A 19,081-nucleotide genomic window follows, 5' to 3' on the forward strand; every position below is an offset into this window, starting at 1 on the left:
CAGCGCGTCGCATCCGGCAACATTATCACGGCTCAAACGGTCGACGCTGGAACTGATCGTGTCCGCATTTCGGGCATAGCGGCAGCACATCAGGAGTGTACACCGCTAAATGGAAGTGGCACTTCTCGCACACCAGATTGCCCAACCCGACCACCTCGCCGCTGTGATAAACCCCGTGATGGCTGAGGTCCTGGAACACTTCGCGCCATTCGAGCTGCGTTTTATCGGTAATATCGGCCAGTTCCTGCCAGATACTCTCTTTGATTACCCGCATAAAGACGCTGTCGGTCTCCTCATCGAGGCTTTCTTCATAGCTCAGAGCAAACTCTTCCAGGTCGCGTCTGACGGCCCGGGTGAGCTCTTCCACCTCGGTGCGCGTTAACTCCCCGGTCTGCATAACGCGCTGACGCGCCTGTTCCACCAACGCATCAATATCGCGTTCGCCATTACGCAGGCGTTCACTCAGTGAAGCCACCAGTTCACGGTAATATTGAGCAACCTTGTTCATCGCTTCGCCTCCTGGGTCGTTAACTGTCTATAATAATAGACGTTATTTACGCTACGCTTTGCAAGACTGTCCACAGAGTGTGTAAATTCGTGCAAGAATTATCCTTACGGGAATTCAACGTTGAATGCGCGAAAGGCTGTTTTGGCGCGGGCGTTTGGGCTATGCTATGCGGATCTAAAACACCACATCTAGAGCTACGTTTGTAGCTGTATTGAAAACAGGACCACTGGCTGCCATGCAAGAGCAATACCGCCCGGAAGAGATAGAATCCAAAGTACAGCTTCACTGGGATGAGAAGCGCACATTTGAAGTTACCGAAGACGAGAGCAAAGAGAAGTATTACTGCCTGTCTATGCTTCCCTATCCTTCTGGTCGACTACACATGGGCCACGTACGTAACTACACCATCGGCGACGTGATTGCCCGCTATCAGCGCATGCTGGGCAAAAACGTACTTCAGCCAATTGGCTGGGATGCGTTCGGCCTGCCTGCCGAAGGTGCAGCGGTTAAAAACAACACCGCCCCGGCACCGTGGACGTATGACAACATTGCATACATGAAAAACCAGCTCAAAATGCTGGGTTTCGGTTACGACTGGAGCCGTGAGCTGGCGACCTGCACCCCGGAATACTACCGCTGGGAACAGAAGTTCTTCACCGAACTGTACAAAAAAGGGCTGGTGTACAAGAAAACGTCTGCCGTTAACTGGTGCCCGAACGACCAGACCGTACTGGCGAACGAACAGGTTATCGACGGCTGCTGCTGGCGTTGCGACACCAAAGTTGAGCGTAAAGAGATCCCGCAGTGGTTCATCAAAATCACCGCTTACGCTGACGAACTGTTGCGCGATCTGGATAACCTGGATCACTGGCCTGACACCGTGAAAACGATGCAGCGCAACTGGATTGGCCGTTCTGAAGGCGTGGAAATCACCTTCGATGTGAACGGTTACGACAACACGCTGACCGTCTACACCACACGCCCGGACACCTTTATGGGTGCGACCTACCTGGCGGTTGCTGCAGGTCATCCGCTGGCGCAGAAAGCCGCTGAAAATAACCCAGAATTGGCTGCCTTCATTGACGAATGCCGCAACACCAAGGTTGCTGAAGCCGAAATGGCGACCATGGAGAAGAAAGGCGTCGACACTGGTTTCAAAGCCGTTCACCCGCTGACTGGCGAAGAGATCCCGGTTTGGGCGGCAAACTTCGTGCTGATGGAATACGGTACAGGCGCAGTTATGGCCGTTCCGGGTCACGATCAGCGCGATTACGAATTTGCGACCAAATATGGCCTGACCATCAAGCCGGTAATTCTGACAGCTGAAGGCGCAGAGCCGGATCTGTCTGAACAAGCGCTGACCGAAAAAGGCGTGCTGTTTAACTCCGGTGAGTTTGACGGCCTCGACTTCGAAGCGGCCTTCAACGCCATTGCTGACAAGCTGGTAGCTAAAGGCGTGGGTGAGCGTAAAGTTAACTATCGTCTGCGTGACTGGGGTGTTTCCCGTCAGCGTTACTGGGGCGCGCCGATTCCGATGGTGACGCTGGAAGACGGTACCGTCCTGCCAACGCCAGAAGACCAACTGCCGGTTATTTTGCCGGAAGACGTAGTCATGGACGGTATTACCAGCCCAATCAAAGCCGATCCGGAGTGGGCGAAAACCACCGTTAACGGTATGCCTGCGCTGCGTGAAACTGACACCTTCGATACCTTTATGGAGTCGTCCTGGTACTACGCGCGCTACACCTGCCCGCAGTATCAGGAAGGTATGCTGGATTCCGACGCGGCGAACTACTGGCTGCCAGTTGATATCTACATTGGCGGTATTGAACACGCCATCATGCACCTGCTCTACTTCCGCTTCTTCCACAAACTGATGCGCGACGCAGGCATGGTCAACTCTGATGAACCAGCTAAGCAGCTGCTGTGTCAGGGGATGGTTCTGGCCGATGCGTTCTACTACGTTGGCGCCAACGGCGAACGTAACTGGGTTTCTCCGGTTGATGCCATCGTTGAGCGTGACGAAAAAGGTCGTATCGTTAAGGCTAAGGACGCAGAAGGCCATGAACTGGTGTATACCGGCATGAGCAAGATGTCCAAGTCGAAAAATAACGGTATCGACCCGCAGGTCATGGTTGAACGCTACGGCGCCGACACCGTACGTCTGTTCATGATGTTCGCTTCTCCGGCTGATATGACGCTGGAATGGCAGGAGTCCGGCGTTGAAGGGGCGAACCGCTTCCTGAAACGTGTCTGGAAACTGGTTTACGAACATACGTCCCAGGGAGATGTTGCTGCCCTGAACGTTGATGTGTTGAGCGAAGATCAAAAAGCGCTGCGTCGCGACGTGCATAAAACCATTGCTAAAGTCACCGATGATATCGGTCGTCGTCAGACCTTTAACACCGCGATTGCGGCGATTATGGAGCTGATGAACAAGCTGGCGAAAGCACCGCAGGCAGACGAGCAGGACAGAGCCCTGATGCAGGAAGCATTGCTGGCTGTTGTACGCATGCTTAACCCGTTCACCCCACACGTATGCTTCACCCTGTGGCAGGCGCTGAAAGGCGAAGGCGATATCGACAACGCGCCGTGGCCGGTGGCGGACGAAGCAGCAATGGTTGAAGACTCAACGCTGGTTGTGGTTCAGGTAAACGGCAAAGTACGTGGCAAAATCACCGTTCCGGTAAACGCCACTGAAGAGCAGGTTCGTGAACGTGCTGGCCAGGAGCATCTGGTGGCAAAATATCTTGATGGCGTTACCGTACGTAAAGTGATTTATGTACCGGGTAAACTCCTCAATCTGGTCGTTGGCTAAGCGCGGGAGGAAGCGTGCGACTTCTGACAACATTGTTGTTATCGCTGGCGGTGCTTGTCACCGCCGGGTGTGGCTGGCATCTGCGTAGTACTACGCAGGTTCCACCCTCAATGAAAACCATGATCCTGAACTCTGGCGATCCGAACGGCCCGTTAAGCCGCGCGGTGCGTAATCAGCTGCGTCTGAACGGCGTTACGCTGCTTGAAGACGGTACCATGCGTAAAGATGTGACATCCTTACGTCTGGGTGCGGTCAGCCTTTCGCAAGATACGGCATCGGTATTCCAGAACGGTCAAACGGCTGAATACCAGATGGTGATGTCCGTAAGTGCTACTGTGCTGATTCCAGGTCATGATATTTACCCAATCAGCGCCAAAGTTTATCGTTCGTTCTTTGACAACCCACAGGCTGCACTGGCGAAGGATAACGAGCAGGACATGATCATAAAAGAGATGTATGACAAAGCGGCTGAACAGTTGATTCGTAAGTTGCCAAGCGTACATCTGGCCGATACTCAGTCATCCAATGCTGATGCTGAGCCTGCGGTGAATAAAACCGCAGCGCCTGCGTCATCTCCGGCGCGTGTCTCCACCACGCTGGGTAACTGATGCTCAAGTTGTACCCTGAACAACTCCGCGCACAGCTCAATGAAGGGCTGCGCGCGGCGTATTTACTCTTGGGCAACGATCCCCTCTTATTGCAGGAAAGCCAGGATGCCATCCGTCAGGCTGCCGCAACGCAAGGATTCGAAGAACACCACGCCTTCACTCTGGACAACAGCACCGACTGGGGAGAGATTTTTTCACTCTGCCAGGCGATGAGCCTGTTTGCCAGCCGTCAAACCCTGCTTCTGCAGTTGCCTGAAAATGGCCCTAATGCCGCCATTAATGAACAGCTCGCGTCACTCGTCACTCTGTTACATGACGATCTGCTGCTGATAGTTCGCGGCAACAAACTCACCAGGGCACAGGAAAACGCCGCATGGTATACGGGGCTTGCAAATAACGCGGTTCAGGTAAGCTGCCAGACGCCGGAACAAGCACAGCTTCCTCGCTGGGTTGCCGCCAGGGCGAAACTTAACAACCTGCAACTGGATGACGCGGCCAATCAGCTTTTGTGCTATTGCTATGAAGGTAATTTGTTAGCACTGGCGCAAGCGCTGGAACGATTAGCGTTGCTTTGGCCTGACGGCAAGCTAACGCTGCCTCGCGTGGAGAAAGCGGTTAACGATGCCGCGCACTTTACCCCATTCCACTGGGTAGACGCGCTGCTAATGGGCAAAAGCAAACGCGCGCTGCACATTCTGCAGCAGTTACGCCTGGAAGGTAGCGAGCCGGTTATTTTGCTGCGTACGATCCAGCGTGAGTTGCTGTTGCTGGTTAACTTAAAACGGCAGTCGGCCCATACGCCTTTGCGCACGTTGTTTGATAAACACCGGGTGTGGCAAAATCGCCGGGGCATGATGGGAGATGCGCTAAACCGGCTGAACCCGGCGCAACTGCGTCAGGCTGTTACGCTTTTAACGCGTACGGAAATTACGCTTAAACAAGACTATGGTCAGTCAGTGTGGGCGGAACTTGAGGGGCTTTCCCTTTTGCTCTGTCATAAATCGCTGGCCGATGTTTTTATTGATGGTTGATATGAAATCATTGCAGGCTCTGTTCGGTGGCACCTTTGATCCGGTGCATTACGGTCATCTTAAACCGGTTGAAATTCTGGCGAATCTGATTGGCCTTTCCCGGGTCATCATCATGCCCAATAACGTGCCGCCACATCGTGCGCAGCCCGAAGCGTCCGCTGAGCAACGTAAGCGTATGGTTGAACTGGCCATTGCTGATAAGCCGCTGTTTTCCCTGGATGAACGCGAGCTGAAACGCGATACCGCCTCCTACACCGCGCAAACGCTAAAAGAGTGGCGCGAGGAGCAAGGCCCGAACGTGCCATTAGCGTTTATCATTGGTCAGGATTCGCTGCTTACCTTCCCTTCCTGGCATGACTACCACACGATTCTGGGTAATACCCACCTCATCGTGTGCCGACGTCCGGGCTATCCACTCGAAATGGCACAGGAAAAACACCAGCAATGGCTGGAGGATCATCTGACCCATTCAGCAGATGACCTGCACAACCTGCCTTGCGGGAAAATTTACCTGGCCGAAACGCCGTGGTTTAACATCTCCGCCACGCTCATCCGTGAGCGCCTGGAAAAGGGCGAGCCGTGCGACGACCTGATGCCAGACGCGGTGCTTGACTATATCAATCAACAGGGACTGTACCGCTAAGCGCCTTGCGTAAGGCCGTCAGCAGGTGGTTATTCTCTTCCTGGCTGCGAACGGCTACCCGATAATAGCGCGCATCCAGCCCCGGATAATTGGCGCAACTGCGAATCAAGACATGCTGTTTCAGCAACGCGAGTTGCAGATCCATATCCGCATTATCGCAGCGTAATAAACGATAATTTGCCCGGCCGGGATACGCCGTCAGGCCGGGCAGATCTTGCAGTTGTTGATCAAACCGCTCCCCCTCTTGTTCCAGCCATTTCCACGTCGCCCGCTGATATGCGCTATCGCGTAAGATAATCTCGCCTGCCAGGGCAGCAAACGCATTAATTGACCACGGCATTTGTTGGCTGCGCATCTGTGCAACCGCCTGTTCGTTACTGTTGACCAGATACCCCAGACGCAGTCCCGGGATCGCATAGAACTTGGTGAGCGAACGCAGCACCCAAATATGCGGGTTCTCGTGCAGTAACGGGATAAACCCCGACTCCCCGGCAATAAAATCGATAAACGCTTCATCAAGGATCAGGGCGATACCCAGCGACTCACAACGCGTGGCAATTTCACGCAGCAGGCGGGTTTCGGGCAACAACCCGGTGGGATTATTGGGCGTACAGAGAAACAGGCAGTCCAGCTCAGGCGTTAACGCATCGAGGATCGCATCGGTAAGCTGCCAGCCATCGTCTTCGCACAGCGCAAACTCATGGATCGTACACTCTCCCCATTGCAGCGCCCGACGATATTCCGCAAACCCGGGCGTCACGATCATCGCGTGGCGTGGCTTCAGGCCATGCACCAGGGTAAAAATGGATTCGGTTTCACCGTTCCCGGCCAGGATCCACGAGGACGGAATTTGATGATGCTCCGCCAGCGCGGCATGCAGTTGCGCGTAATCTACATCCGGGTAACGCTCCGTGCAGTCCAGATTGTCGATAATCGCCCGTTTTAAACTTACTGGCATACCCAGCGGGTTAATATTCGCGCTAAAATCCAGCAACTGCTCAGGCAAGATGCCCAACAATTCGGCGGCTTCTCGGGTGTTACCGCCATGTGCGCTCTTCAATAAAGACATCGTGCCGCTCCACGTAAAAAAGGGTATTTTAGTGAAAAATCACTGCGCAATCAGGGCAAACATCATATTTTGTGCGAATAGCCTCACGAGGAAAACATGAGACTCTGGTTAGTACGTCATGGCGAAACCGAAGCCAATGTCGCTGGTTTATATAGCGGCCACGCCCCCACACCGCTAACGGAACGGGGGATCGCTCAGGCGCAAACGCTGGGTACGCTGTTACGCAATGTCCCTGTCGACAACGTTCTGTGCAGCGAACTGGAACGCGCCCGCCATACAACGCAGTTGATTCTGGCAGAACGTGAAGTTCCTGTGCGCAACATGCCTGAGCTTAATGAGATGTTTTTTGGTGACTGGGAAATGCGTCACCATCGCGATCTGGCGCGCGAAGACGCCGAAAATTACGCCGTATGGTGTAACGACTGGCAGAATGCGACGCCCACCAATGGCGAAGGTTTTCAGGCGTTTTCCCAGCGAGTGGAACGTTTCATTGCCCAGCTTGCTGATTATAAAGCGTGCCAAAATCTGCTGGTGGTGAGTCATCAAGGCGTGCTGAGCGTGCTGATCGCCCGTCTGCTGTCCATGCCCGCTGCGGCAATGTGGCATTTCCGCATCGAACAAGGCTGCTGGAGCGCAATTGATTTTTGTGACGATTTTGCGGTTCTGAAAGTGCTTAACAGCCGGGCCGTATGGCGCGACGGGGAGTGAAAGCGCTGTTTTTTATGCCGAAGGGCCTCTCTCCCATTGACACCCCATGACAGGCTGTTATTCTCCGCAGCCTGACTTTTCCCACCCTTCAGAGCTTTGCAGAAATTGTTTTACAAAAATGGCGATGCATTCTGTGGCGTGGGGTGGGATGATAGCGCACTTCACAAGCGCATTCGGAGACATTTGTCCCGATATCGCCTCTGGTTCAGGTATACTAACAGACGTTTTTAACTCTTTTCACCCAGGGGGAACACTTGCAGGGTAAAGCACTCCAGGATTTTGTAATCGACAAAATTGATGACCTGAAAGGTCAAGACATCATCGCCTTAGACGTTCAGGGCAAATCCAGCATCACTGATTGCATGATTATCTGCACCGGTACATCCAGCCGTCACGTTATGTCTATTGCAGACCACGTGGTTCAGGAGTCCCGCACTGCTGGCCTGCTGCCGCTCGGCGTGGAAGGCGAGAATGTCGCTGACTGGATCGTCGTTGACCTCGGCGATGTGATTGTCCACGTGATGCAGGAAGAGAGTCGTCGCCTGTATGAACTGGAAAAACTCTGGAGTTAATGCGTGAAGCTGCAACTTGTCGCTGTGGGTACGAAAATGCCTGACTGGGTACAAACCGGATTTACCGAGTATCTCCGTCGGTTTCCGAAAGATATGCCCTTTGAGCTGATCGAAATCCCGGCAGGAAAGCGCGGCAAGAACGCGGACATCAAACGCATTCTCGACAAAGAGGGTGAGCAGATGCTGGCTGCCGCAGGCAAAAACCGCATCGTCACCCTTGATATCCCGGGTAAACCCTGGGACACGCCGCAGCTGGCGACCGAACTGGAGCGCTGGAAACTGGACGGTCGTGACGTCAGCCTGTTAATTGGCGGGCCGGAAGGTCTCTCTCCTGCCTGTAAAGCGGCAGCGGAACAAAGCTGGTCACTCTCTGCATTAACCCTTCCACACCCTCTTGTTCGGGTTCTGGTCGCGGAGAGTCTGTACAGGGCGTGGAGCATTACCACCAACCATCCTTATCACCGTGAGTGATCATTGATTCTTGAGTAGATTAAGCAGCGGATGAAACTACAGAATTCTTTTCGCGACTATTCGGCTGAGTCCGCGCTGTTTGTGCGCCGGGCGCTGGTCGCTTTTTTGGGGATTTTGCTGCTAACCGGCGTGCTGATCGCCAACCTTTATAATCTGCAAATCGTTCGCTTCACTGATTATCAGACCCGTTCGAACGAAAACCGCATCAAACTGGTGCCTATCGCGCCGAGTCGCGGCATCATTTATGACCGCAACGGAATTCCTCTCGCCCTTAACCGCACCATTTATCAGATAGAAATGATGCCGGAAAAGGTAGACAACATTCAGGATACCCTCGACGCGCTGCGTAACGTCGTAGACCTGACGGACGACGATATTGCTGCCTTTAAAAAAGAGCGCGCCCGTTCACACCGTTTCACCTCAATTCCGGTAAAAACCAACCTGACTGAAGTTCAGGTCGCACGCTTTGCCGTGAATCAATATCGCTTTCCTGGCGTCGAAGTTAAAGGCTATAAACGCCGCTATTACCCATACGGCTCTGCGCTGACCCACGTAATTGGCTACGTATCGAAGATCAACGATAAAGACGTGGACCGCCTGGACAAAGACGGCAAGCTGGCTAACTACGCGGCAACGCATGACATCGGCAAGCTGGGTATTGAACGCTATTATGAGGACGTGCTTCACGGCCAAACCGGGTATGAAGAAGTAGAAGTGAACAACCGCGGCCGCGTCATTCGCCAGTTGAAAGAAGTGGCGCCGCAGGCCGGGCACGATATCTATCTCACCCTTGATTTGAAACTCCAGCAGTATATTGAAACGCTGCTGGCGGGCAGTCGTGCCGCCGTGGTGGTTACCGACCCGCGTACCGGTGGCGTTCTGGCGCTGGTATCTATGCCGAGCTATGACCCGAATCTGTTCGTGGATGGTATCTCCAGTAAAGATTACTCCGGGTTGCTCAATGACCCGAACACCCCCTTGGTTAACCGCGCCACACAGGGTGTTTACCCCCCTGCTTCGACGGTTAAACCTTACGTTGCGGTTTCTGCGTTAAGCGCAGGCGTTATCACCCGCAATACCGGCCTGTTCGATCCGGGCTGGTGGCAGCTACCGGGCTCTGAAAAACGTTACCGCGACTGGAAAAAGTGGGGGCACGGCCATCTGAACATCACCCGCTCTCTGGAAGAGTCCGCGGATACGTTTTTCTATCAAATCGCCTATGATATGGGGATTGACCGGCTTTCCGAGTGGATGAGCAAATTTGGCTACGGCAAATATACGGGCATCGATCTTGCCGAAGAGCGCTCCGGCAATATGCCAACCCGCGAGTGGAAGCAAAAACGGTTTAAAAAGCCATGGTATCAGGGTGATACCATTCCCGTCGGCATCGGCCAGGGTTACTGGACAGCAACCCCAATCCAGATGAGTAAAGCGCTGATGATCCTTATCAACGACGGTTTGATAAAAGTCCCGCATCTGTTGATGAGCACGGCAGAAAACGGCAAGCAGGTGCCGTGGGTACAGCCGCACGAACCGCCCGTTGGCGATATTCATTCTGGTTACTGGGAAATAGCGAAAGACGGTATGTACGGTGTTGCGAACCGCCCTAACGGAACTGCGCATAAGTATTTTGCTGGCGCGCCTTACAAAATTGCGGCGAAATCCGGTACCGCGCAGGTCTTTGGCCTGAAAGCTAATGAAACCTATAACGCGCATAAGATCGCCGAGCGTTTACGTGACCACAAGCTGATGACGGCCTTCGCCCCCTATGATAAACCCCAGGTCGCTGTCGCCATGATCCTTGAAAACGGCGGTGCGGGTCCGGCAGTGGGTACCATTATGCGCCAGATCCTTGACCATATTATGTTGGGCGACAACAACACCAATCTGCCTGCGGAAAACCCAGCGGTTGCAGCAGCGGAGGACCAATAATCGTGACGGATAATCCGAACAAAAAAACATTCTGGGACAAAATCCACATCGATCCCACAATGTTGCTTATTTTGCTGGCTCTGCTGGTTTACAGCTCACTGGTCATCTGGAGCGCCAGCGGCCAGGATATTGGCATGATGGAGCGCAAAGTCGGCCAGATCGCAATGGGCCTGGTCATCATGGTAGTGATGGCGCAAATTCCCCCCCGGGTGTATGAGGGCTGGGCGCCCTATCTCTATATCTTTTGCATCATTCTGTTGGTGGCGGTAGACGCCTTCGGCGCCATTTCCAAAGGTGCGCAGCGCTGGCTGGATTTGGGTATCGTGCGTTTTCAGCCTTCTGAAATTGCCAAAATCGCCGTGCCGCTGATGGTTGCGCGCTTTATTAACCGTGACGTTTGCCCACCATCGCTAAAAAATACCGCCATTGCGCTGGTGCTGATTTTTATGCCCACGCTGCTGGTCGCCGCCCAACCTGACCTCGGCACTTCAATTCTGGTCGCCCTTTCCGGTCTGTTTGTCTTGTTCCTTTCTGGTTTGAGCTGGCGCTTAATCGGCGTTGCGGTGGTTCTGGTCGCGGCGTTTATCCCGATACTGTGGTTCTTCCTGATGCATGATTACCAGCGTCAGCGCGTCATGATGCTGCTCGACCCGGAAACCGATCCGCTGGGCGCGGGTTATCACATAATTCAGTCTAAAATAGCCATTGGCTCCGGCGGGTTACGCGGCAAAGGCTGGCTGCATGGTACACAATCGCAGCTTGAGTTTTTACCCGAACGCCACACCGACTTTATCTTTGCTGTCTTAGCGGAAGAGCTGGGTCTGGTGGGGATCTTGATTCTGTTGACGCTCTACATTTTGCTGATTATGCGCGGATTATGGATCGCTGCCCGCGCGCAAACCACCTTTGGTCGCGTAATGGCGGGTGGCTTAATGTTGATATTATTCGTTTATGTCTTCGTAAATATTGGTATGGTGAGCGGTATTCTGCCCGTGGTTGGGGTTCCACTCCCACTGGTCAGTTACGGAGGCTCGGCACTTATCGTGCTGATGGCCGGGTTCGGGATTGTTATGTCGATCCACACCCATAGAAAAATGTTGTCGAAAAGCGTGTAAGGGGTACGCAATGCGTAAGCAGTGGCTTGGTATCTGCATCGCAGCAGGAATGCTCGCGGCGTGTTCGAGTGATGATGGTCAGCAACAGGTTGCTGTCGCGCCGCAGCCTGCGGTGTGTAATGGTCCGATTGTTGAAATCAGCGGGGCCGATCCGCGCTTTGAACCCCTGAACCCAACGGCGAATCAGGACTACCAGCGTGATGGTAAAAGCTACAAAATCGTGCAGGATCCCTCCCGCTTTAGCCAGGCCGGACTTGCCGCTATCTATGATGCGGAACCAGGAAGCAACTTAACCGCGTCTGGCGAAGCGTTCGATCCGATGCAGCTGACCGCTGCGCATCCGACGCTGCCAGTCCCCAGCTATGCCAGAATTACCAATCTGGCAAACGGCAGGATGATCGTCGTGCGCATTAACGATCGCGGGCCTTATGGCAACGATCGCGTGATTTCACTTTCGCGCGCCGCAGCCGATCGTCTGAACACCTCCAACAACACTAAAGTGCGTATCGACCCAATCATCGTCGCCCAGGATGGTTCATTGTCCGGACCGGGTATGGCTTGTACCACGGTCGCGAAACAAACTTATGCCTTGCCTGCGCGTCCTGATTTAAGCGGTGGCGGCAATATGGGAAGCATGCCTTCGCCATCGGATGCAGGTCAGCCGCAAGGCGATATTCGTCCGATCAGCAATTCCACGCTGAAAAGCGATGATCCAACCGGTGCGCCAGTAAACAGTAGTGGATTCCTCGGTGCGCCAACCACGCTCGCATCAGGCGTGCTGGAAAGCAGCGAGCCGACTCCGGTGCCGCAATCGACAACCACCGCACCGGTCACGTCAACCGCGCCGGCAACAACACCAGCAGCCGTCACAGCCCCTGCGCCTGCGGCAACTGCCAACGGACGCTATGTGGTTCAGGTTGGCGCAGTCAGCGAGCAGTCGCGCGCGCAGCAGTATCAAAAGCGTTTAAGCCAGCAGTTTGGCGTTCCTGGCCGGGTGGTACAAAACGGCGCAGTCTGGCGTATCCAGATGGGGCCGTTTGCCAGCAAAGCTGAAGCCTCCACATTGCAGCAGCGTCTTCAATCCGAGGCGCAATTACAGTCCTTCATCACCGGCGTGTAATAACGTAAATCAGGTATCTGAACTGTCAGTTTCTGTAAATGACATTAACAAAGTCACGCGGAAAGTCAGATGCCTGCCAGTTATGCATTTGCTATAGTAGGGCACTTTTTTTAATTTCATCACGGACGTCGTAGTTCAGACCATGAAGACCACTTTTTCCGCTCGTTTCGTGCAGCGTATGGCGCTCACCGCGGCTCTCTGCGCAGCCTCTCTCTCTGCTGCCCATGCCGATGACCTGAATATTAAAACCATGATCCCGGGTGTTCCGCAGATCGATGCGGAGTCGTATATCCTGATTGATTACAATTCAGGTAAAGTTCTGGCAGAACAGAACGCAGACACTCGCCGCGACCCCGCCAGTCTGACCAAAATGATGACCAGCTACGTCATCGGCCAGGCGATGAAAGCCGGGAAATTCAAAGAAACCGATCTGGTCACCGTCGGCAATGACGCATGGGCTACGGGCAACCCGGTCTTCAAAGGTTCATCGCTGATGTTCCTCAAGCCAGGCATGCAGGTTCCTGTTTCTCAGCTGATCCGTGGTATTAACCTGCAATCCGGAAACGACGCGTGCGTGGCGATGGCAGACTTCGCAGCCGGTAGCCAGGATGCTTTCGTCGGCCTGATGAACAGCTATGTGAATGCGCTGGGCCTGAAAAACACCCACTTCCAGACCGTTCATGGTCTCGATGCTGACGGTCAGTACAGCTCGGCTCGCGACATGGCGATGATTGGTCAGGCTCTGATTCGCGACGTGCCTAACGAATACTCTATCTATAAAGAAAAAGAGTTCACCTTTAACGGCATTCGTCAGTTAAACCGAAACGGCCTGCTGTGGGATAACAGCCTGAATGTCGACGGTATCAAAACCGGTCACACCGATAAGGCTGGCTATAACCTCGTTGCATCCGCAACCGAAGGCCAGATGCGTCTGATCTCCGCCGTTATGGGTGGTCGCACCTATAAAGGCCGAGAAACCGAAAGTAAAAAACTGCTGACCTGGGGCTTCCGTTTCTTCGAAACCGTGAACCCGTTGAAAGTGGGTAAAGAATTTGCCTCAGAACCTGCCTGGTTTGGTAACACCGATCGTGCGTCGTTAGGCGTTGATAAAGACGTCTACCTGACCATTCCGCGCGGCCGCATGAAAGACCTGAAAGCCAGCTATGTGTTGAACACCACTGAACTGCACGCCCCGCTGCAGAAAAACCAGGTTGTCGGCACTATCAACTTCCAGTTAGATGGCAAAACCATTGAACAGCGTCCGCTGGTGGTGCTGCAGGAAATCCCTGAAGGCAACTTCTTTGGGAAAATCATTGATTACATTAAATTAATGTTCCATCACTGGTTTGGCTAAAAATCGAACACTTGAAAGTGTGATTTACGTCCCCATATACTAGGTATCCAGATAACTCCCACGCGCAGTGGGAGTTATTATTTTTTGATGTAACGCCGGAGCTGACATGAAAACCAAACTTAACGAACTGCTTGAATTCCCTACTCCATTTACTTACAAAGTAATGGGGCAGGCGTTGCCTGAGCTGGTTGATCAGGTGGTTGAAGTGGTACAGCGCCATGCGCCAGGTGATTACTCTCCGACGGTAAAACCGAGCAGCAAAGGCAACTACCACTCGGTCTCAATCACCATCACTGCTACACACATTGAGCAGGTTGAAACGCTGTACGAAGAATTAGGCAATATCGATATCGTACGCATGGTGCTGTAAAAACCTGTCGGTTACCCGCTGCATCCCCGCTCGGGTAACCCCTCCCCCCTGTGATATACTTTTCCCCTCTTTAACATTCTCTACGGAGATGCCGTTTTGTATCAGGATAAAATTCTGGTCCGCCAGCTCGGTCTTCAACCTTACGAGCCAGTCTCTCTGGCCATGCATGAATTTACCGATACCCGTGATGAAAACAGTCATGATGAAATCTGGCTGGTAGAGCATTATCCTGTCTTTACCCAAGGTCAGGCAGGTAAAGCTGAGCACGTATTGATGCCGGGAGATATTCCGGTGATCCAGAGCGATCGTGGCGGTCAGGTGACCTACCACGGGCCAGGCCAACAGGTCATGTATGTGCTGTTGAACCTGAAGCGTCGTAAACTTGGCGTGCGCGAACTGGTTACGTTGCTGGAGCAAACCGTCGTGAATACCCTTGCGGAAATAGGCATTGACGCCCACCCGCGAGCCGATGCGCCTGGCGTATACGTGGGTGAGAAGAAAATCTGCTCTTTGGGATTACGTATCCGTAAAGGATGTTCATTTCACGGCTTAGCGCTCAACGTGGATATGGACTTGTCGCCTTTCCTGCGTATCAATCCTTGTGGTTATGCCGGGATGGAGATGGCGAAAGTATCGCAGTGGGATAGCACGGCCACGACCGAGAGCATTCGCCCCCGCCTGCTGGCCAACATCTTCGCGCTGTTGGGTAACCCACCGCACGAGTACATTGCGGACTGAAAATACGGTCATAGTTTGCCACGGCATATGTTGTGGCAAATGGCACAAAACAACAACTATTTTACATTTTGCCAGCCTGTCAGGCTGCTTTCTGGCCCGTTTCAATGATATACTGCGTATCACTAATTCAAAAATAGTTGATAAATGCAACATTCCCTTGAATTGAAACGCTTTCCTTCGTAATTCGCAACTGGAACACGCAAGCTATGAGTAAACCCATTGTGATGGAACGCGGTGTTAAATACCGCGATGCCGATAAGATGGCTCTTATCCCGGTAAAAAATGTGGCAACAGAGCGTGAAGCCCTGCTGCGTAAACCGGAATGGATGAAAATAAAACTGCCAGCGGACTCCACTCGCATCCAGGGCATCAAAGCGGCAATGCGCAAAAATGGCCTGCACTCTGTCTGCGAAGAAGCTTCCTGCCCTAACCTGGCTGAATGTTTCAATCACGGAACAGCAACCTTTATGATCCTCGGCGCAATCTGTACTCGCCGTTGCCCATTCTGTGACGTTGCCCATGGCCGTCCGGTTGCTCCTGACGCCAACGAGCCGTTAAAACTGGCTCAGACGATTGCGGACATGGCGCTGCGCTATGTCGTGATTACCTCCGTTGACCGTGACGATCTGCGTGACGGCGGCGCTCAGCACTTTGCTGACTGCATCACCGCGATTCGTGAGAAAAGCCCGTCGATTAAAATCGAAACGCTGGTGCCTGACTTCCGTGGTCGTATGGATCGCGCGCTGGATATCCTCACAGCCACGCCGCCGGACGTGTTTAACCACAACCTCGAAAACGTACCGCGTATTTATCGTAATGTACGCCCTGGGGCTGACTACAACTGGTCGCTGAAGCTTCTGGAACGCTTCAAGGAAGCGCACCCGGAGATTCCGACCAAATCGGGTCTGATGGTGGGTCTGGGTGAAACTAATGCTGAAATCATTGAGGTCATGCGCGACCTGCGCAGCCATGGCGTGACCATGCTGACGCTGGGGCAGTATTTACAGCCAAGCCGCCATCACCTCCCGGTTCAACGCTATGTAAGCCCGGATGAGTTCGATGAGATGAAAGCAGAAGCCATGGCTATGGGCTTTACCCACGCTGCTTGCGGTCCATTCGTGCGCTCTTCATACCATGCTGACATGCAGGCCAAAGGGCTGGAAGTGAAGTAATCGTGTAATACTCACTTACATATCAGCAATAAAAAACCGGCAAATCGCCGGTTTTTTTTCATGCAGAGTTTGCAGTATTACTCTTTATGAGAAAGCTTCTCAGCCTGAACGCTACCATCAGCCTCTTTCTTGGCATCGGCATTATCGTCGTTCATTGCTTTCTTGAAGCCCTTGATTGCCGTCCCCAGGTCTCCACCCAGAGTACGTAACTTCTTGGTACCAAACAGCAGAACAACCAGTGCGGCAACCACCAGCAGTTTGGTAATACTAATCTCACCCATAGATACCTTCTTGACTTAAACCAGGCTACATAAAGCGCCATATTAACCTGAGAATATTAACGGCCTTTCGACGCGCGCACACAATAGCAATCTGTAACAAGGTGAATCAAGCCTTGTTTAAAAAAACGTCATAATAATTGCGGTGGCGCAAAGCGTCGGTTACTTAACACCGGAAGTTGTGCCCTGACCTGCCTCACCCGCTCGGCGGAAACCTCGGCCATAATGAGCGCGGGCGTTTCAGCCGCCGCCGCAATAGTCACGCCAAAGGGATCGATGACCCGGCTTTGGCCGATATTCTTGTTACCGCATTCTCCAGCCGCAACCAGATAACACGTGGCATCCAGCGCTCTTGCCGCCAAAAGCGTGGCCCAATGATGCTCTTTTAACGATCCCCGCACCCAAGCCGCAGGTAAAACGAGAATCTCAGCCCCCTGCAACGCGTGCGCCAGCGCCAGCTCAGGGAAGCGCAGGTCATAGCAGGTCATTAGCCCTACTTTTAATCCGCCTACGTCCAGCAGCGGTGCTATGACGCCCCCTGCATCGACATTACGTGACTCCTGAATCGAAAAGGCATCATAGAGATGTAATTTAGCGTAATGGGCCACTACCCGACCAGCCCGTAGCGCCACCAGCATGTTAAATGCCCGGCCTGGCACAGAGGGAACATGAATCGTCAGGATTGTCGTCATCTCATTTTGTGCGCTTTCTCGCAACAAATGCGTCAGAAACCCGCCTTCCAAAAGCTGAGCTGATTTCACTGACAGGTCAGGGTCTAAATCGTCACGCGCCAACAATGCCTCCGGTAATACCAGTAGCGACGCCCCCTCTCCAGCAGCCTGAGACATCAGTAAGGCGCAGGTTTCTGCATTTTTTTCCCATGAAGGTCCCACGGCAAATTGCCCTGCTGCAACGAACATATTCCCTCCAGAAAACTTTGTTAAGCTCGCCAACAACAATTATTCAGCGTTACACTCACCCTCTATACAATCAAATAGCAGGATTACGCAGTGTTACAACTCCTTTTAGCGGTTTTTATCGGTGGTGGCACAGGTAGCGTAGCAAGATGGATGTTAAGTATGCGGTTTAACCCGCTGCATCAGGCCATTCCATTCGGTACGCTGGCTGCAAACTTACTTGGCGCATTTATCATTGGTATGGGTCTGGCATGGTTTAATCGCATGACAAATATTGACCCAATGTGGAAAGTGCTGATTACTACTGGCTTTTGCGGGGGACTGACAACGTTTTCCACTTTCTCTGCTGAGGTAGTGTTTTTACTGCAGGAAGGACGCTTTGGTTGGGCTATGGTGAATGTACTGGTTAATCTGTTGGGATCATTCGCGATGACCGCCCTGGCATTCTGGTTGGTATCTGCCTCTCCCGCACATTGAAGCGAAAAAAACCCGCAATTAAGCGGGTTTTGAATGCTTGCTGTCGTATGCTTACAGAGCGATTACGTTTGCAGCAGAAGGGCCTTTGGCACCGTTAGTGATTTCGAACTCTACACGCTGACCTTCAGCCAGAGTTTTAAAACCATTGGTCTGGATTGCAGAGAAGTGTACGAACACATCTTTGCTGCCATCTTCCGGAGTAATGAAACCGAATCCTTTGGACTCATTAAACCACTTAACGTTACCTTTAATCTTAGACATCAAAATTACCTTTACATGAAAAATAGACACAAATGCTGTGTCGGGTATCAGTACAACAATTGTGGTGCACTTTGTCCAGTCGAACTTTATCAAAAAGTGATAAATGTCGCGTTATTTTTCAGTTAAACTTCCTATCACTATGTTTTTAAGAGATTTTCCAATAAACCACCTGACAATACAGGTAGTCCATCAAAACTGGAACCGCATCCACGCAAAGTAGACGTTGCCGTTGTTATACGTTCCAGGAATGTAGGTCATCTGAAACGTTGCCGGGCCATAACCAATTGATGCCAGCGGTAACAGCACCGGTACCGGAATGTAGTTCCAGTTATCACGCGCGGTGAAACCGGCGGTAAAGCCGAGACCTGTATGGAAGTTTTCATCAGCCAGCGGTCGCCAGGTTTTTTCCCAGCCATAGCCGCCAATGGGTTCCCATTTATTGTAGGAATCCTTAAACGCCATGATATAAAGTCCGTGCCAGTTACCTTTATCATCCCAACGGGATTGACCAAATCCTGCACCCCACGGCCGTTCATTGTAGCGATCCGTTTTTTCTTTATCGTAGGCAAAACGCGCATGCCAGGTAATAGCAGGTACATACAGATCATAATGTTCCGGCTGCTGCCAGGTTTCACTTACATTATCTTTAAAAGTAGCAAACCAGCCTTTATCTTCAGCAGCAGCCTGGGAAGTGAAAGCTAACTGAATAAAAAGAAATGAAAAAATGAGAAAATATCGTTTAGCGACAATCACAACTTAATTACCATCCTGGGATTTATTATTAATTTTAGCAAACCCAACCTTAATGTCAGCTTAACAAAAATGCGCAAATAAAAAATCAGAATATTCCTCAGCCTATAACCTATCCCTTTATTTACTGAGCCATTTCATAGGAACTATTTTCTCTTTATTGCCAATA

General features: G+C 52.4%; 21 protein-coding genes. 15 read left to right on the top strand and 6 right to left on the bottom strand.

What is annotated here, in order from left to right:
- Nucleotides 1–25: 25 nt before the first annotated feature.
- Complete coding sequence (locus HV345_RS16635; protein ID WP_003022748.1) at nucleotides 26–508, bottom strand: zinc ribbon-containing protein; 483 nt, start codon at nucleotides 506–508, stop codon at nucleotides 26–28.
- 235 nt (nucleotides 509–743) lie between these two features.
- Here HV345_RS16635 and leuS point away from each other — a divergent pair, with 235 nt between their 5' ends.
- The 4 genes from leuS to nadD are packed head-to-tail and all read left to right on the top strand — an operon-like array spanning nucleotide 744 to nucleotide 5,608.
- On the top strand, nucleotides 744–3,326 hold the full coding sequence (gene leuS / locus HV345_RS16640) for a leucine--tRNA ligase (RefSeq protein WP_016155970.1): 2,583 nt from the start codon (nucleotides 744–746) through the stop codon (nucleotides 3,324–3,326).
- 14 nt (nucleotides 3,327–3,340) lie between these two features.
- Nucleotides 3,341–3,934, top strand: a complete 594-nt coding sequence (gene lptE, locus HV345_RS16645) for an LPS assembly lipoprotein LptE (RefSeq protein ID WP_016152238.1) — start codon at nucleotides 3,341–3,343, stop codon at nucleotides 3,932–3,934.
- A complete protein-coding gene (holA, locus tag HV345_RS16650) occupies nucleotides 3,934–4,965 on the top strand; it encodes a DNA polymerase III subunit delta (RefSeq protein WP_019076260.1) in 1,032 nt (343 codons plus the stop codon). Before lptE ends, holA begins: the two co-directional genes overlap by 1 nt.
- Before the next feature lies 1 nt (nucleotide 4,966).
- Nucleotides 4,967–5,608 (top strand): nicotinate-nucleotide adenylyltransferase, encoded by a 642-nt coding sequence (gene nadD / locus HV345_RS16655; protein WP_049259746.1) that lies wholly within the window; start codon nucleotides 4,967–4,969, stop codon nucleotides 5,606–5,608.
- On the opposite strand, the gene cobD is transcribed toward nadD, so the two are convergent.
- Complete coding sequence (gene cobD, locus HV345_RS16660; RefSeq protein WP_016152235.1) at nucleotides 5,583–6,677, bottom strand: threonine-phosphate decarboxylase CobD; 1,095 nt, start codon at nucleotides 6,675–6,677, stop codon at nucleotides 5,583–5,585. The genes nadD and cobD overlap by 26 nt on opposite strands.
- A gap of 96 nt (nucleotides 6,678–6,773) precedes the next feature.
- Here cobD and HV345_RS16665 point away from each other — a divergent pair, with 96 nt between their 5' ends.
- From HV345_RS16665 to lipA, 10 genes are all read left to right on the top strand, one after another.
- Entirely contained in the window at nucleotides 6,774–7,385 is a 612-nt protein-coding gene (locus tag HV345_RS16665) for an adenosylcobalamin/alpha-ribazole phosphatase (protein ID WP_137381010.1), read from the top strand.
- Between the two features lie 254 nt (nucleotides 7,386–7,639).
- Nucleotides 7,640–7,957: a ribosome silencing factor gene (rsfS, locus tag HV345_RS16670; RefSeq protein ID WP_003022728.1), complete on the top strand. Its 318-nt coding sequence runs from the start codon at nucleotides 7,640–7,642 to the stop codon at nucleotides 7,955–7,957.
- 3 nt (nucleotides 7,958–7,960) lie between these two features.
- The gene (gene rlmH, locus HV345_RS16675; RefSeq protein WP_003022725.1) at nucleotides 7,961–8,428 is read left to right on the top strand and encodes a 23S rRNA (pseudouridine(1915)-N(3))-methyltransferase RlmH; all 468 of its coding nucleotides are present in this window, start codon (nucleotides 7,961–7,963) and stop codon (nucleotides 8,426–8,428) included.
- Nucleotides 8,429–8,458: 30 nt separating this feature from the next.
- Nucleotides 8,459–10,360: a peptidoglycan DD-transpeptidase MrdA gene (gene mrdA / locus HV345_RS16680; protein WP_016152233.1), complete on the top strand. Its 1,902-nt coding sequence runs from the start codon at nucleotides 8,459–8,461 to the stop codon at nucleotides 10,358–10,360.
- A gap of 2 nt (nucleotides 10,361–10,362) precedes the next feature.
- Nucleotides 10,363–11,475: a peptidoglycan glycosyltransferase MrdB gene (gene mrdB / locus HV345_RS16685; RefSeq protein WP_006685529.1), complete on the top strand. Its 1,113-nt coding sequence runs from the start codon at nucleotides 10,363–10,365 to the stop codon at nucleotides 11,473–11,475.
- Nucleotides 11,476–11,485: 10 nt separating this feature from the next.
- On the top strand, nucleotides 11,486–12,595 hold the full coding sequence (gene rlpA / locus HV345_RS16690) for an endolytic peptidoglycan transglycosylase RlpA (protein ID WP_016152232.1): 1,110 nt from the start codon (nucleotides 11,486–11,488) through the stop codon (nucleotides 12,593–12,595).
- Nucleotides 12,596–12,737: 142 nt separating this feature from the next.
- A complete protein-coding gene (gene dacA, locus HV345_RS16695) occupies nucleotides 12,738–13,949 on the top strand; it encodes a D-alanyl-D-alanine carboxypeptidase DacA (RefSeq protein WP_003022711.1) in 1,212 nt (403 codons plus the stop codon).
- Nucleotides 13,950–14,055: 106 nt separating this feature from the next.
- A complete protein-coding gene (gene ybeD / locus HV345_RS16700) occupies nucleotides 14,056–14,319 on the top strand; it encodes a DUF493 family protein YbeD (protein WP_003022706.1) in 264 nt (87 codons plus the stop codon).
- A 96-nt stretch (nucleotides 14,320–14,415) separates the two neighbouring features.
- Nucleotides 14,416–15,057, top strand: a complete 642-nt coding sequence (lipB, locus tag HV345_RS16705) for a lipoyl(octanoyl) transferase LipB (RefSeq protein WP_016152231.1) — start codon at nucleotides 14,416–14,418, stop codon at nucleotides 15,055–15,057.
- A 206-nt stretch (nucleotides 15,058–15,263) separates the two neighbouring features.
- Complete coding sequence (gene lipA / locus HV345_RS16710) at nucleotides 15,264–16,229, top strand: lipoyl synthase (RefSeq protein ID WP_003022702.1); 966 nt, start codon at nucleotides 15,264–15,266, stop codon at nucleotides 16,227–16,229.
- Between the two features lie 77 nt (nucleotides 16,230–16,306).
- Here lipA and tatE read toward each other — a convergent pair whose 3' ends face one another.
- Both tatE and HV345_RS16720 read right to left on the bottom strand, forming a co-directional pair.
- Nucleotides 16,307–16,510, bottom strand: a complete 204-nt coding sequence (gene tatE / locus HV345_RS16715) for a twin-arginine translocase subunit TatE (RefSeq protein ID WP_016152230.1) — start codon at nucleotides 16,508–16,510, stop codon at nucleotides 16,307–16,309.
- 128 nt (nucleotides 16,511–16,638) lie between these two features.
- The gene (locus HV345_RS16720) at nucleotides 16,639–17,427 is read right to left on the bottom strand and encodes a deaminated glutathione amidase (RefSeq protein WP_181635827.1); all 789 of its coding nucleotides are present in this window, start codon (nucleotides 17,425–17,427) and stop codon (nucleotides 16,639–16,641) included.
- A 90-nt stretch (nucleotides 17,428–17,517) separates the two neighbouring features.
- Here HV345_RS16720 and crcB point away from each other — a divergent pair, with 90 nt between their 5' ends.
- A complete protein-coding gene (gene crcB / locus HV345_RS16725; RefSeq protein ID WP_003831281.1) occupies nucleotides 17,518–17,901 on the top strand; it encodes a fluoride efflux transporter CrcB in 384 nt (127 codons plus the stop codon).
- 51 nt (nucleotides 17,902–17,952) lie between these two features.
- On the opposite strand, the gene cspE is transcribed toward crcB, so the two are convergent.
- Both cspE and pagP read right to left on the bottom strand, forming a co-directional pair.
- A complete protein-coding gene (cspE, locus tag HV345_RS16730; protein WP_000034825.1) occupies nucleotides 17,953–18,162 on the bottom strand; it encodes a transcription antiterminator/RNA stability regulator CspE in 210 nt (69 codons plus the stop codon).
- A gap of 189 nt (nucleotides 18,163–18,351) precedes the next feature.
- Nucleotides 18,352–18,915 (bottom strand): lipid IV(A) palmitoyltransferase PagP, encoded by a 564-nt coding sequence (pagP, locus tag HV345_RS16735; RefSeq protein WP_353622555.1) that lies wholly within the window; start codon nucleotides 18,913–18,915, stop codon nucleotides 18,352–18,354.
- Nucleotides 18,916–19,081: the final 166 nt, after the last annotated feature.

It is taken from the genome of Citrobacter sp. RHBSTW-00986 (genome assembly GCF_013783065.1).
In the GTDB taxonomy this organism is placed as follows: Bacteria; Pseudomonadota; Gammaproteobacteria; order Enterobacterales; family Enterobacteriaceae; genus Citrobacter; species Citrobacter braakii.

Bases quoted from the DNA above. Each gene is read 5' to 3' on its own strand.
- HV345_RS16635 (WP_003022748.1), bottom strand. From the start codon at position 508: ATGAACAAGGTTGCTCAATATTACCGTGAACTGGTGGCTTCACTGAGT.
- leuS (WP_016155970.1), top strand. From the start codon at position 744: ATGCAAGAGCAATACCGCCCGGAAGAGATAGAATCCAAAGTACAGCTT.
- holA (WP_019076260.1), top strand. From the start codon at position 3,934: ATGCTCAAGTTGTACCCTGAACAACTCCGCGCACAGCTCAATGAAGGG.
- nadD (WP_049259746.1), top strand. From the start codon at position 4,967: ATGAAATCATTGCAGGCTCTGTTCGGTGGCACCTTTGATCCGGTGCAT.
- cobD (WP_016152235.1), bottom strand. From the start codon at position 6,677: ATGTCTTTATTGAAGAGCGCACATGGCGGTAACACCCGAGAAGCCGCC.
- HV345_RS16665 (WP_137381010.1), top strand. From the start codon at position 6,774: ATGAGACTCTGGTTAGTACGTCATGGCGAAACCGAAGCCAATGTCGCT.
- mrdA (WP_016152233.1), top strand. From the start codon at position 8,459: ATGAAACTACAGAATTCTTTTCGCGACTATTCGGCTGAGTCCGCGCTG.
- rlpA (WP_016152232.1), top strand. From the start codon at position 11,486: ATGCGTAAGCAGTGGCTTGGTATCTGCATCGCAGCAGGAATGCTCGCG.
- dacA (WP_003022711.1), top strand. From the start codon at position 12,738: ATGAAGACCACTTTTTCCGCTCGTTTCGTGCAGCGTATGGCGCTCACC.
- ybeD (WP_003022706.1), top strand. From the start codon at position 14,056: ATGAAAACCAAACTTAACGAACTGCTTGAATTCCCTACTCCATTTACT.
- lipA (WP_003022702.1), top strand. From the start codon at position 15,264: ATGAGTAAACCCATTGTGATGGAACGCGGTGTTAAATACCGCGATGCC.
- tatE (WP_016152230.1), bottom strand. From the start codon at position 16,510: ATGGGTGAGATTAGTATTACCAAACTGCTGGTGGTTGCCGCACTGGTT.
- HV345_RS16720 (WP_181635827.1), bottom strand. From the start codon at position 17,427: ATGTTCGTTGCAGCAGGGCAATTTGCCGTGGGACCTTCATGGGAAAAA.
- cspE (WP_000034825.1), bottom strand. From the start codon at position 18,162: ATGTCTAAGATTAAAGGTAACGTTAAGTGGTTTAATGAGTCCAAAGGA.